This window comes from Stenotrophomonas sp. PS02298 (assembly GCF_029959445.1).
Taxonomy (GTDB): Bacteria; Pseudomonadota; Gammaproteobacteria; order Xanthomonadales; family Xanthomonadaceae; genus Stenotrophomonas.
On record NZ_JASCOR010000126.1, the window covers coordinates 1 to 12920 of the forward strand.

Genomic DNA, 12920 nt, shown 5'->3' on the forward strand with positions numbered 1-12920 from the left:
GAGCCATGCTCGGCAGCGGCCTTCCTGGTAAAGCCTCTGCCGAGCATGGCTCGGCACTACAGATGGAGCTTCAGGCCTTCAGCTTTAGCCCCTCTCCCGTGTACGGGAGAGGGGGTGGGGTGAGGGCGGCTTTTCGCTGGTAAAACCCCTGCCGAGCATGGCTCGGCACTACAAATAGGGCTTTCAGGCCTTCATGCTGCCGGTATCGATGTAGCGCTGGTGCCAGGACAGTGCTTCCGGCAACAGGTGCGGCGTGTGCTTGCCGTAGCTGTCGCGGCAGGCGCGGTCGAAGTAGTCGTTGAGCTGGTCGCGGTAGTCCGGATGCGCGCAGTTGTCGATCACCTGGCGCGCACGTGCACGCGGCGGCAGGCCGCGCAGATCGGCCAGGCCCTGCTCGGTGACGATGATCGAGACATCGTGCTCGGTGTGGTCCACATGGCTGACCATCGGCACGATCGCCGAGATCGAACCGCCCTTGGCCATCGACGGGCTCAGGAAGGTGGACAGGAAGCCGTTGCGGGTGAAGTCACCGGAACCACCGATGCCGTTCATGATGCGGCTGCCCATCACGTGGGTGGAATTGACGTTGCCGTACAGGTCGACCTCGATCATGCCGTTCATGCCGATGCAGCCGAGGCGGCGCACCAGTTCCGGATGGTTGGAGATCTCCTGCGTGCGCATGATGATGCGCTCGCGGTAGAACTTGATGTTGCGCTTGAACTCTTCGTTCGCCTCCGGGCTCAACGCGAAGCCGGTGCACGAGGCGTACTCGAGCACGCCGGACTTGAGCAGGTCCAGCATGCCGTCCTGGATCACCTCGGTGAACGAGGTGAGCCCGCGCAGGCCGCTTTCAGCAAGACCAGCCAGCACCGCATTCGGGATATTGCCCACACCCGACTGCAACGGCAGCAGGTTGGCCGGCAGGCGGCCCTTGGCCACTTCGTGCTTGAGGAATTCGATCAGGTAGCCGGCGATCTGGCGGCTGTCTTCATCGATCGGCTTGAACGGGCTGTTGCGGTCCGGCCCATTGGTGCGCACTACGGCCACGATCTTGTCCGGGTCCACGTCCAGCGTGGTCTGGCCGATGCGATCGTTGGCGTGGATCAAGGGGATCGGCTTGCGGTGCGGCGGCAACGCGGTGCCGTAGTAGATGTCGTGCATGCCCTCGATGTCCGCGGGCTGCCACTCGTTGACCTCGATGATCACTTTCTTGGCCAGGTCCAGCCAGGTCTTGTTGTTGCCGACCGAGGTGGAGGGCACCAGCGAACCGTCTTCGCGGATCGCCGAGACTTCGACGACCGCGGTATCGATCTCACCGTAGAAGCCAAACCACACGTGCTGGGCAACGTGGGAAAGATGGATGTCGATGTAGTCCAGCGTGCCTTCGTTGATGCGCTTGCGCGCATCCGGATCGGTCTGGAACGGCATGCGCATGGCGATGGCGTCGGCCTTGGCCAGCGCGCCATCCAGTTCCGGGGCGGTCGAAGCGCCCGTCATCAGCTTGATCTTGAACGGCTGGCCGGCGGCGTGAACCTCTTCAATGCGCTGCGCCAGCGCCAGCGGTACCGCCTTGGGATAGCCGGAACCGGTGAAGCCACTCATGGCCACGGTTTCGCCGGGCTGGATGAAGGCCGCGGCTTGTTCGGCGGAAACGATGCGGTCGCGCAGGCGCGGGTCCAGGATGCGTTCGACAGACATGACGACTACGGTTTGTTGGGGGGATGCCTGATTATCGCCCTTCGGCGTGAACAGGGGGGTTGGACCTTCGTGGAATGGTCTTTACGGCGCCATTGCTCTTGTACTCCCCAGTATTGTTTTGCACTGCAGCGTGCAAGTTGTTTGCGCACCCGGCAGGATCGCCCTGCATCCCGACGTGGGGGAGGGAGCAAGGCCCGCTGACAGTTCGCTGTCAGCGGGCTTTTTTATTGCCTGATCGGCGGAGATGGCGACTTCTGCGCCGCAGATGCCAGAATCGCGGAATGAATCAAATTGCCCCCGCAGCACCTGAATCCATTCAGCCAGTAATCGAACGTGCCTTGGCCCGGCTCAAGCTGGCCGCTTCCGATCCGGCGCAATGGCCGCAATCAGAGGCCTTCGAGGCTGGTTTGCGGCAGCTGGCGGTTACCAGCGATTTCGCCATCGATACCCTGTGCCGGCAACCGGAGCTGCTGCAATTGCTGGCTGCGGCCGATCCAGCGCCGCTGCCGCTTCCCGAGCTGGACCCGCTGCAGCCCACCGCTTGGCCGACCCAGCTGCGGCGCTACCGCGCTGCGGCCTCGACCCGGTTGATCTGGCGCGACCTGCTTGAACTCGATGACGTCGATGCCACCCTGGCGGGCGCTACCCGCCTGGCCGAGGAATGCCTGCAGCTGGGCCTGGAGGCGCTGGAGCAGGAGTTCGCCAGCCGCCACGGCGTGGTTCGCGACGCCGATGGCAGCGCGCAGCGGCTGGTGGTGTTCGGGCTGGGCAAGCTGGGCGGCGGCGAGCTGAACTTCTCCTCCGATATCGATCTGGTCTACGCCTACCCGCATAACGGCGAGTCCGACGGCGCGCGTCCGCTGGCGGCCGAGGAGTATTTCGCGCGGCTCGGCCAGCGGCTGGCGCGGCTGCTGGACGAAACCACCGCCGAAGGCTTCAGTCACCGCGTCGACCTGCGCCTGCGCCCGTTCGGCACCGCCGGTCGGGTTGCCCTGTCGTTCGCCGGCATGGACCAATACTTCCAGCGCGAAGGCCGTGACTGGGAGCGCTATGCCTGGATCAAGGCGCGCGCGGTGGCCGGCGACATCGCCGCTGGCGAGGCCTGGCTGGAGACGCTGCGGCCCTTCGTCTACCGCCGCTACCTCGACTTCACCGCACTCGATGGACTGCGCGAGATGAAGGCGGCGATCACCGCCGAAGTCGCGCGCAAGGACCGGTTGGACGATATCAAGCGCGGCCCCGGCGGCATCCGCGAGATCGAGTTTCTTGCGCAGGCACTGCAGCTGATCCGTGGCGGCCGCGAGCCGGCGCTGCGCGAGCGACGCCTGCTGCCAGCCCTGCGCGCGCTGGTCGAAGGCGGGCAGATGGCAGCCAGCGATGGCGATGACCTGATCCAGGCCTACCGTTTCCTGCGCCGCGTCGAGAACCGCCTGCAGATGCTGCGCGACGCGCAGACCCATTGCCTGCCAAACGACGCGCTGGATCGCAGCCGCGTCGCCTTCGGCCTGGGCTATGCGGATTGGGATGCCTTGCTTGCGGCGCTGGACGAGCAGCGCGAACGCGTCAGTGTTGAATTCGGTGCATTGCTTGCGCCGCGCCAAGGTCAGGCGGCACCGGATGTGTTGTCCAGCTATTGGCGGGTTTTGCCCGGCGGCGGCAGCGCCGAAGTGCTGGCCGAGGCCGGCTTTGCCGACGCCAATGGCGCCGATCAATCGCTGCGCGAGTTTGCCCAGTCGCTGGGGGTGAAGTCGTTGTCCGACAATGCGCGTGCGCGCCTGGACCGGGTGCTGCCGGCGCTGCTGCATGCGGCTACCCGTTCGCCGCAGCCCGATGCGGCGCTGCGGCGCGTGCTCGGCCTGCTGCAGGCCATCCTGCGCCGCACCAGCTATCTGGCGCTGCTGGACGAGCAACCCAGCGCCTTGACCCGATTGGTCAACGTGCTGGCACGCAGCGCGCTGTTGTCCGAACGGCTGGTGGCGTTCCCGCTGCTGCTGGACGAGCTGCTGGATACCCGCGTTGCCGGGCCGATGCCGGAGGCGCAGGAAATGCAGGACGCCTGCGCCGCCGCCTTGCAGATAGATGACCCGGAAGCGGCGCTGCGCGCGCTCAACGAAGTGCGGCTTGCGCTGAGCTTCCGCATGGCCCTGGCCTTCCACGATGGCCGCCAGCGTGCGGTGGACTGCACGCAGCAACTGGCGCAGCTGGCCGACGCGGTGGTGGTGACCGTGCTGCAGATGGCGCATGCGGACATGCTGCAGGCGCATGGTGAAGTGCCGGGCGGACGCTTTGTGATCATCGGTTACGGCAGCCTGGGGGGCGTCGAGCTGGGCTTTGGTTCGGACCTGGACCTGGTGTTCCTGTACGACAGTCCGGCTGGCATCGACGGTAGCGACGGCCCGCGTCCCTTGGACAGCGGCCGCTGGTTCGCGCGTCTGGCGCAGAAGGTGATGGCCCTGCTCGGTGCCGTGACCGCTGCCGGTCGCCTGTACGACATCGATGTGCGCCTGCGCCCGGACGGCGGCAAGGGTGCGCTGGTGTCCTCGTTGGCCAGCTATACCGAGTACCAGCGCGAGCGCGCCTGGACCTGGGAGCACCAGGCGCTGGTACGCGCACGCGGCGTGGCCGGTGATGCATCGCTGTTGTCCGACTTCGAACGGGTGCGCGCTGACACCCTCGGCCGTGCGCGTGAGCACGAGACCTTGTTCGGCGATGTGCTGAAGATGCGTGCACGCATGCGCGCTGAACTGGACCGCAGCGATGCCGGGCGGCTGGACTTGAAGCAGGGCGCGGGCGGCCTGGTCGACCTGGAGTTCGTGCTGCAGACCGGCGTGCTGTCGCAGGCGCAGCACACGCCGTCGCTCTGTGAGCCGAGGGAGACTCCGTTGCTGATCTCCGCGTTGGCCGCTGCAGGCTGGTTGCCGGCTGCGACGGCCGAGGCCCTGCACGAGGCGCACGCCACGCTGCTTGATGCGGGCCTGAGCTGCACCCTGGACCGGCGCCCGCGTATTGCCATCCCAACGCCCGAGATCGAAGCGGCGTGTGCGGCGATCAGTGCCGCAGCAATCGCGCAGGGCCTGCCGTTCGAGCCGGGCAAGCGCGCGGAGTGATGTTGGGAAGCAGCCCGGCTTGGTTCCGGGCTGCAGCGATCAGCGCGGAGTGCCGCGCAGCGGCGCCATCTTCCACAGCAGCGCACGGAACGGCGCCAACAGGCACACGCCGATGGCCAGCTTCACCGCCAGATCGCCTGCGGCCCAGCTGACCCACGGCAGTTGCGAACCGGCAAAGGCGATCGACCAGAAGATCGCGGTATCCACGGTGGCGCTGCAGGTGGTGGCTACCATCGGTGCGCGCCACCAGTTGCCGGCACGCAGCCGGTCGAACACGGTGATGTCCAGCAACTGGGCAACGATGAAGGCCGAGCACGAGGCCACCGCGATGCGTGGCGTGGCGATCCATACCGACAGCACCACCGCCACCGCGAAGCCGGCCCAGGCCACACGGCGCGCCGCCTGCGGGCCGAAGCGGCGATTGATCAGATTGCTGACCAGGAAGGCGATCGGGTAGCTGAAGGCGCCCCAGGTGAGCCAGTCATTGATCGGGTACTGCACCAGCACATTCGAGCCCAGCACCACGGCACCCATTGCCAGCACGGCCAGCAGCAGCGAGGTGGGGGTGAGCGGGGCGAAGCGGATGGACGGATGTGAGGACATGAACGGGCACTGGCAGCGCCGCTAGGCACTGCATCGATAGAAGAGGGGAAGGGCCGTGCCCGGGAGGGCAGGTCAGTGGTCATTGTAGCGGGTGTGGCCGAGACGGATGTCAAGGCGGCAGGAGTGCACATTGCCAGCAACCAAGCAGACTGAGCCCCTCTCCCGTTCACGGGAGAGGGGTTGGGGTGAGGGCAGCTTTCTGCTTGTGCTTATGGCCCTGCCTGTATGAATGTTTCAAAAAGCCCAAAACCAAAGCCCCTCATCCGCCCTTCGGGCACCTTCTCCCGCAAGCGGGAGAAGGTTGTAATCAGGCATTTCCACGATCTGAAAGCACCAGCACTGCAGCCTCAAAGCTTCCCGCTATGACTCACCGACGCCGCTTCAATCGCCGGCACAAAGGTCAGCACGGCGCCATCTTCCGCACGCACCATCCAACCCGCACCCTGCGGGCTTGGTGTAAACGCCACGGTCTGCCCGAGCACGAAGTTCCCTGCGGGATTGTCCTCGCGCTGGGGCCAATGCAGCGATGCGGTGTTGGCCGCATCCAAAGGATCAGCCAGCGCCACGCTGCGGCCGCCATCGGCGTCCTGGGTGATCGCCTCGACCTTCATGTCCGGCAGCGTGCCGGCGCTGACGCGGCGCGCCTGGCGCTCTCCGGCGGCGGTGGAAGACTTGTCAGCAACCGATGCCACCAGCAGCAACGGTGCGGACACCAGCATCGATGCACCGGCCGAGGTCACCAGCGTGGAGACCTCGGAGCGGTTGAGGTCGGCGCCAGCGTGGGCGGGTGCAATCACCAACATGGCGCTGATGGCTGCGGCGCAGGCCAACTGGCAAAACATGGATGTCATACGGTGTTCCTCGAGTACAGCGAATGGGGAATCAAAGCGTGCGGGTGCGGCTCTCATCCACCGCTTCGATGGTTGGCACGAACGCCAATGCAGCGCCCTCCGGGTTACGCAGCATCCAACCAGCGCCCTGCGGGCTCGGCTGGAAAGCGACCTTGCTGCCAACCGTGAAACCGGCCGCCGGATCATCTTCACGCTTGGGCCACTGCAGGGTGGCGCGGTTCTCCGCATTGGCCGGATCTTCCAGGGTGACGCGACGGCCGCCATCGGCCGCGGTCTCGATCGACTTCACTTCCAGATCCGGCAGCGGGCCGGCGCTGGCGCGACGCTTCTCCTCGCGGCGCTCGCTGGATTCCCTGGACATGTCAGCTGCGCCGCGCACACCGGCCGCGGACAGGAAGATCGGGCCGGATACCACCATCACCACGCTGGAACCCGTCACCAGCACGGAGGCTTGTGAGCCGTTGATTTCGCCTGCATGGACTTCACCCGTGCCGAGGCCAAGGCTGGCGGCGATGGCAAGGGCGAGGACGCCGCTGTTGAACAAATGCTTCATGGAGTAGCTTCCTGCTGAAGTGTGGGGGTTTGCGTGTTGCTTCCGGTCACCGCCGGCACGGGTGTTTGATGGGCGACGGCAAGTTCGCGTTCGAGCGCACCGCTGCGGTGCAGGAAGTCGAACACCGATTCCACCGTCACCACCGAGTAATTGCCGGAAATGCGTTCACTGGCCGGGTGGTCGGTGACCGCCACGTTGTCGGCAAGGAAACGCGCACCCAGCCGCTTGCCGATGCCGATATGCATGCGTGATGGCGCATAGTCCTTCTGCTTGAGCCAGGCCAAGGCGGTGTCGCGGTCAGTGAGGGGCGAGTCGCCTGCGGCCTGCGCCATTGCCGCCGCGGCGACTTCCAGTATCCATTGGTTGGAGTTCTGGTACTCGCTGCTGCCGGGATAGGCCAGCATGCTGTAGCGCGGCTCATGCAGCGCACGTGCCTGTGGCGCTGCACCGGCGAGCAATGTCTTCAGTGCGGCGCGGACTTCCGGCGTGGGAATGCCAACCCGCAGGTCGGTGGTGATCGAGCTCTCGCCGACCAGGTTGACCAGGCCTTCGCGGTACAGGTCCGAGCTGTCGGTCTTGCAGCGGTTGAGCAGGTGCACCACGTCCCAGCTGCCGCTGTCATTGCGGACGAGGAAGGCCAGGTGGCTGTGACGCAGCCCGTACTTGCTCAGGTCCTGGCCGCCGCGCGCAGCAATGGCCACATCCACGTCGGGCATTGCATCGAGCGTATCGGCGGTGACCGCGGCCATGTCGAACATGGCGGCAATCGTGGTCGGCGGCGGATAACGCGGACTGCAGGCCGGTTGCGCGAATGCCGGGGCGGCGAGGGTGGCCAGGCTCAGTGAGACTGCCAGCAATAGTGTGGTGCGGGGTTTCATCGGCGCGCATCCTTGCATGGTGCTTGGGAAATATTCGTTAGGAGCCTGCGCTGGCGCGCGCTTGCTGGCTACCCATGCCGGGATTTTCGTTCAAGGCTGCTTCCATTGCGCATGCAGCAGGCCGGAAACCGCGAAACAGGCTGGCGCATCCTTGTTGGACAGCACGATCACCGTCTCGCCGGTTGCCGGGTAATGGCGCACGTCGGTGCAGACACCGTCCGTGCTGCCGCCGTGGCCCCAGCGGAAGTCGCGGGCCGGCACGTCCTTGCCGTAGCCGGTGGCAAAAAAGCCCAGTCCCATGAACTCGCGCTGGGTCTGGGTGGCCTGTTCAAACAGTGCTGCTGGCAGCAGCTTGCCGGCATTCAAGGACTGCACGAAGCGGAACATGTCACGCGCGCTGCCCACTTCGCCGCCGGCGGGCAGGCCTCGCCTGGGTTGGGTGGCGCAGTTGCGCACGCGCTTGCCATCCACGTCCACATAGGCCCGTGCAAGATCGGCGGCGGGGTCGTCGCAGGCCACGAAGCCGGTGTCCTGCATGCCGGCCGGTTGCAGCACGTGCTGGCGGATGTAGCTCTCGAAGTCCTGCCCGGAGAGGACTTCCAGCATCCGCCCCAATACCAGGTAGCCGAAGTTGCCGTACTTCTGCGCGCTGCCAGGCGCGAACTCCGGTGCACGCCCGGCATGCAGCGCGACCATGTCCTCCAGGCTGTGCAGGCGCGCGCGATCGGCACTGTGTTCGGCGCCAAACAATTCATCGATATCCCCCGCACCGGAGCTGTGCGTCAACAGCTGGCGCACGCTGACCTCATTGGCGAACTGGCGGTTGGGGTAGTCCTTGAGCACCTCACCGACCTTGCTGTCCAGGCTGAGGCGACCGGCGGCGATCTGCTGCAGGATCGCCACGCTGGTGAACATCTTGCCGGCCGAGGCCAGGTTGAAGCGGTCACTCACCTGCAGCGGTGTTTCCTGCTGCTCATCGCGCGCGCCATAGGCTTTCTCGAATACCACCTCATCGCCGCTGGCGATCAACACCGTCCCCGAGAACTGCCCGGCGGCCTGCAGCCCCAGTGCAAAGCCATCCAACTGTGCCAGCGCTTCAGCGCTGGGCGCCTGCGCGGCAGTGGCAGTGGCAGTGGCAATCCAGGGCAACGCAGCGACCAGCAACGGGGCAAGACGCAGCAGGCGAGACGTAGCAGCTGGATGCTTCAGTGGCTGGCGCATGGTCGGGCCCGGGCTGGAGATGGCCAGAACATAACATCGCCCATTACTGCTGACAGTCTGCAAGCAGGGCCCCAGCAGCGGATAATGGCGCCATGTCGCCTACCAAATCCCCCGTGCGGGCCATCGTCTGGATGCTGGCCGCTGTCGCTTTCTTCTCCTGCATGGACGCTGGCATGAAGATGCTGTCCAGCAGTTATCCGACCTTGCAGGTCACCATGCTGCGTGGTGCCGCCTCGTTGCCGTTCGTCCTTGTCTGGGTGCTTGCCACCGCCGGTCCGCGCTCGATCATCCCGGTGCGTTGGGGCCTGCATCTGCTGCGTGGCGTGCTCGGCATGGTGATGATCGGTTGCTTCGTCTATGCGCTGCGGACCTTGTCGCTGTCCACCGCCTACACCATCTACTTCGTCGCGCCCTTGCTGGTGGCGGCACTGTCGGTGCCCCTGCTGGGGGAGCATGTGGGGCCGCGGCGTTGGGTCGCCATCGGCATCGGCCTGATCGGCGTGTTGGTGGTGCTGCGGCCGGGCGTGGATGGTTTCATCTCGTTCCCGGGCCTGATGGTGCTGCTGGCGGCGACGGCCTATGCGATTGCTGCAGTGACGGTCAGCCTGTTGACGCGTACGGATACGCCGCAATCAATGGTGGTTTGGTTCCTGTTGATCATGGCGATCGGTGCCGGCTTGCTGGCCTGGCCGCAGTGGCAGCCGCTGCAGTGGAAGCACGCCGCGCTGATTGCCGGCATGGGCCTGGCGGGGGCGCTGGGCCAGATCGCGCTGACCCGCGCGTTCCAGCTGGGCCAGGCCTCGATGATCGCACCGCTGGAATACACCGGCCTGGTCTGGGTGATCGGCTGGGATGTGCTGCTCTGGCAGAAGCTGCCTGACCGTTGGACCTGGATCGGCGCCGGCATCATCGTCGCCAGTGGCCTGTACCTGCTGCACCGTGAACGGGTGCAGCGGGCGCAGCGGCCAGATCAGATTGATCATCCCTGAAAGCCAACCCCTCCCCAGTCCTCCCCTTGGCTTCGCCAAAGGGAGGGGGCGTAGTGCCGAGCCATGCTCGGCTGGGGCTTTAGCGGCAGACTCAAGCGGCGTCAGCCGCGAAGCTGGCGATGCCGGATGAACGGTCATTACCGCGATCTGGTGGTTTATCTGCTTCGCGGCTCACGCCGGTCCCACAAACAGCACTACCATAGCCCCGATCGGTTTCACTTAGAACCAAAAGGAATAAGATTCCGGTTTGCGGCACGCGCGCCGATGGCCCGGCGCTGCTAGGCTGCACGCCCCCTTCTCATGCCCACCGGTTGCCCTGGCAGTGATCGAGTTCCAGCACCTGCAGAAAGCTTATGCCGTCGACGGCCGCGCGATCACCGCGCTGCATCCGCTCGACCTGAAGATCCAGGCCGGCGAAGTGTTCGGCATCATCGGCCACTCCGGTGCCGGTAAATCGACCCTGATCCGCCTGATCAACCGCCTCGAAGAACCGAGCGGCGGGCGGGTGCTGATCGATGGCGAGGACGCCACCGCACTGGATGCCGGCGGTCTGCGCACACTGCGCCGGCGCATTGGCATGATCTTCCAGCACTTCAACCTGCTGTCGGCGCGTACCGTCGCCGCCAACGTGGCCTTTCCGCTGGAACTGGCCGGCACACCCAAGGCCGAGATCGACGCCCGCGTGGCCGAGCTGCTGCGCATGGTCGGGCTGGAAGAGCATGCGGCCAAATACCCCTCGCAGCTGTCCGGCGGGCAGAAGCAGCGTGTCGGCATTGCCCGCGCGTTGGCCACGCGCCCGCAGATACTGCTGTGCGACGAGGCCACCAGCGCGCTGGACCCGCAGACCACCGCCTCGGTGCTGGCGCTGCTGGGCAAGATCAACCGCGAGCTTGGCCTGACCATCGTGCTGATCACCCACGAAATGGATGTGATCCGCCGCGTCTGTGACCGTGTTGCGGTGCTTGATGCCGGCCACATGGTGGAGATGGGCCCGGTTTCCGAGGTGTTCCTGCATCCCAGGCACACGACCACCCGCCGTTTCGTGTCCGAGTCCGAACATGTGGACGAAGGCGAGCAGCTGCGTGATTTCGCTGCCGTCGGTGGCCGCATCGTGCGCCTGACCTTCCTTGGCGAGGGCACGTACGAACCCCTGTTGGGGCGCATCGCCCGTGATACCGGGGTGGACTACAACATCCTTACCGGCCGCATCGACCGCATCAAGGACACGCCCTACGGCCAGCTGACCGTAGCCTTGGTTGGCGGTGACCAGAATGCCGCGCAGGCGGCCTTCGTCGCCGCCGGTGTGCATGTCGAGGAGCTGCGCCGATGATCATTGCAACTGCCACTGAAGGCTTCTTCCGCCATCTGGACGCGGGCAAGTGGGCCGATATCGGCCAGGCCACGATCGACACCTTGCTGATGCTGGCCGGCTCGTTGCCGCTGACGTTGGCGATTGGGTTGCCACTGGGCGTGCTGCTGTTCCTGACCGGCTCGCCGCAGCTGCACCGCAAGCCGGTGGTTTACGGCATCACCGCCTTGTTGGTGAACCTGCTGCGCTCGGTGCCCTTCATCATCCTGATGATCGTGTTGATTCCGGTGACGCTGGCGATGATGGGCACCTCCCTGGGCGTGCGTGGCGCCATCCTGCCGTTGGTCGTTGGTGCTGCGCCGTTCTACGCGCGTCTGGTTGAAACAGCCCTGCGTGAAGTCGACCGTGGCGTGATCGAAGCCAGCCAGGCGATGGGCGCGACCACCAAACAGCTGGTCTTCAAGGTGCTGCTGCCGGAAGCGCGGCCGGGCCTGATTGCCGGCGCCACCGTGACCACCATCGCCTTGATCGGTTTCACCGCGATGGGTGGTGCGATCGGCTCCGGCGGCTTGGGCGACCTGGCCTTCCGTGACGGCTACCAGCGTTCGCACACCGACGTGGCCCTGGTCACCGTAGTCTTGCTGCTGGTGCTGGTGCAGCTGCTGCAGATGCTCGGCGACCGTCTGGTTACGCATTACAGCCGCAAGTAATGGAATGACCGCAGGCCGGCACGCAGCGTGCCGGCCTGTTAGCGTATGTCCACACCATCCTTCCCCACGGGATCTGTTACCGATGAAAAAGCTGCTCACCTTTCCCCTGATTGCCGTCGTGCTGGCCCTGTCGGCCTGCGGCAAGCCTGCCGCCGATGAGTCCAAGCTGGTGGTTGCTGCCACCGCCGTGCCGCACGCCGAGATCCTGGAAGTGGTCAAGCCGCTGCTGGAAAAGGAAGGCGTCAAGCTCGACGTGCGCGTGTTCAACGACTACGTGCAGCCCAACGACCAGCTGGTGCAGAAGCAGGTGGACGCCAATTACTTCCAGACCGAGCCTTACCTCAAGGCCTACAACCTGGACCGCAAGACGGATCTGGTCACCGTCACCGGCGTGCACATCGAACCGTTCGGTGCCTATTCGCGTCGTTTCAAGTCGCTGGCCGAACTGCCCAACGGCGCCGACGTGGTCATCCCGAATGACCCCAGCAACAACAGCCGCGCGCTGATCCTGCTGGACACTGCGGGCGTCATCAAGCTCAAGGACCCGAGCAACGCGCTGTCCACCCAGCGTGACATCACCGAGAACCCGAAGCAGCTCAAGTTCCGCGAGCTGGACTCGGCGATGCTGCCGCGCGTGCTCGACCAGGTCGACCTGGCCCTGATCAACACCAACTACGCGCTGGACGCCGGCCTGAATCCGACCAAGGACGCACTGGCGATCGAGAGCAGCGATTCGCCGTACGTGAACTTCCTGGTCGCGCGTCCGGACAACAAGGACGACGCCCGCGTGCAGAAGCTGGCCAAGGCCCTGACCAGCCCGGAAGTGAAGGCCTTCATCGAGCAGAAGTACAAGGGCGCGGTATTGCCGGCGTTCTAAGCCGCACCGCGGGGCCGGGACTGCACTGTAGTGCCGAGCCATGCTCGGCAAGCAGATCCAATGTAGTGCCGAGCCGTGCTCGGCAGGGGCTCTCCCGATAACCCATGTAGGAGCGGCGTAAGCC

The 12920-nt window shown here is 65.6% G+C and carries 11 protein-coding genes; 5 read left to right on the plus strand and 6 right to left on the minus strand.

From position 1 onward, the window contains the following. Window positions 1-183: 183 nt before the first annotated feature. The gene (locus QMX78_RS16020) at window positions 184-1698 is read right to left on the minus strand and encodes an acetyl-CoA hydrolase/transferase family protein (protein ID WP_282271362.1); all 1515 of its coding nucleotides are present in this window, start codon (window positions 1696-1698) and stop codon (window positions 184-186) included. 281 nt (window positions 1699-1979) lie between these two features. On the opposite strand from QMX78_RS16020, the gene glnE reads away from it, so the two are divergent. After that, a complete protein-coding gene (gene glnE / locus QMX78_RS16025) occupies window positions 1980-4805 on the plus strand; it encodes a bifunctional [glutamate--ammonia ligase]-adenylyl-L-tyrosine phosphorylase/[glutamate--ammonia-ligase] adenylyltransferase (protein ID WP_282271365.1) in 2826 nt (941 codons plus the stop codon). 39 nt (window positions 4806-4844) lie between these two features. Here glnE and QMX78_RS16030 read toward each other — a convergent pair whose 3' ends face one another. The 5 genes from QMX78_RS16030 to QMX78_RS16050 all read right to left on the minus strand — a co-directional run bounded on the left by QMX78_RS16030 (window position 4845) and on the right by QMX78_RS16050 (window position 8911). Next, a complete protein-coding gene (locus QMX78_RS16030; protein WP_282271367.1) occupies window positions 4845-5408 on the minus strand; it encodes a queuosine precursor transporter in 564 nt (187 codons plus the stop codon). 347 nt (window positions 5409-5755) lie between these two features. After that, a complete protein-coding gene (locus QMX78_RS16035; protein ID WP_282271369.1) occupies window positions 5756-6259 on the minus strand; it encodes a hypothetical protein in 504 nt (167 codons plus the stop codon). 31 nt (window positions 6260-6290) lie between these two features. After that, window positions 6291-6812 carry a hypothetical protein gene (locus QMX78_RS16040; RefSeq protein ID WP_282271371.1) on the minus strand — a complete coding sequence of 174 codons (522 nt, stop codon included), beginning with the start codon at window positions 6810-6812 and terminating at the stop codon, window positions 6291-6293. Next, complete coding sequence (locus QMX78_RS16045; RefSeq protein WP_282271373.1) at window positions 6809-7690, minus strand: DUF2145 domain-containing protein; 882 nt, start codon at window positions 7688-7690, stop codon at window positions 6809-6811. Before QMX78_RS16045 ends, QMX78_RS16040 begins: the two co-directional genes overlap by 4 nt. Window positions 7691-7780: 90 nt before the next feature. After that, a complete protein-coding gene (locus tag QMX78_RS16050; protein WP_282271376.1) occupies window positions 7781-8911 on the minus strand; it encodes a serine hydrolase domain-containing protein in 1131 nt (376 codons plus the stop codon). A gap of 92 nt (window positions 8912-9003) precedes the next feature. On the opposite strand from QMX78_RS16050, the gene QMX78_RS16055 reads away from it, so the two are divergent. The 4 genes from QMX78_RS16055 (at window position 9004) to QMX78_RS16070 (ending at window position 12796) form a co-directional block, all read left to right on the plus strand. Next, complete coding sequence (locus tag QMX78_RS16055) at window positions 9004-9900, plus strand: DMT family transporter (protein ID WP_282271380.1); 897 nt, start codon at window positions 9004-9006, stop codon at window positions 9898-9900. A gap of 322 nt (window positions 9901-10222) precedes the next feature. Beyond that, complete coding sequence (locus tag QMX78_RS16060; RefSeq protein WP_282271382.1) at window positions 10223-11230, plus strand: methionine ABC transporter ATP-binding protein; 1008 nt, start codon at window positions 10223-10225, stop codon at window positions 11228-11230. Then, complete coding sequence (locus QMX78_RS16065) at window positions 11227-11919, plus strand: methionine ABC transporter permease (protein WP_282271385.1); 693 nt, start codon at window positions 11227-11229, stop codon at window positions 11917-11919. Before QMX78_RS16060 ends, QMX78_RS16065 begins: the two co-directional genes overlap by 4 nt. An 82-nt stretch (window positions 11920-12001) precedes the next feature. Next, window positions 12002-12796, plus strand: a complete 795-nt coding sequence (locus tag QMX78_RS16070; RefSeq protein ID WP_282271387.1) for a MetQ/NlpA family ABC transporter substrate-binding protein — start codon at window positions 12002-12004, stop codon at window positions 12794-12796. Window positions 12797-12920 lie beyond the last annotated feature (124 nt).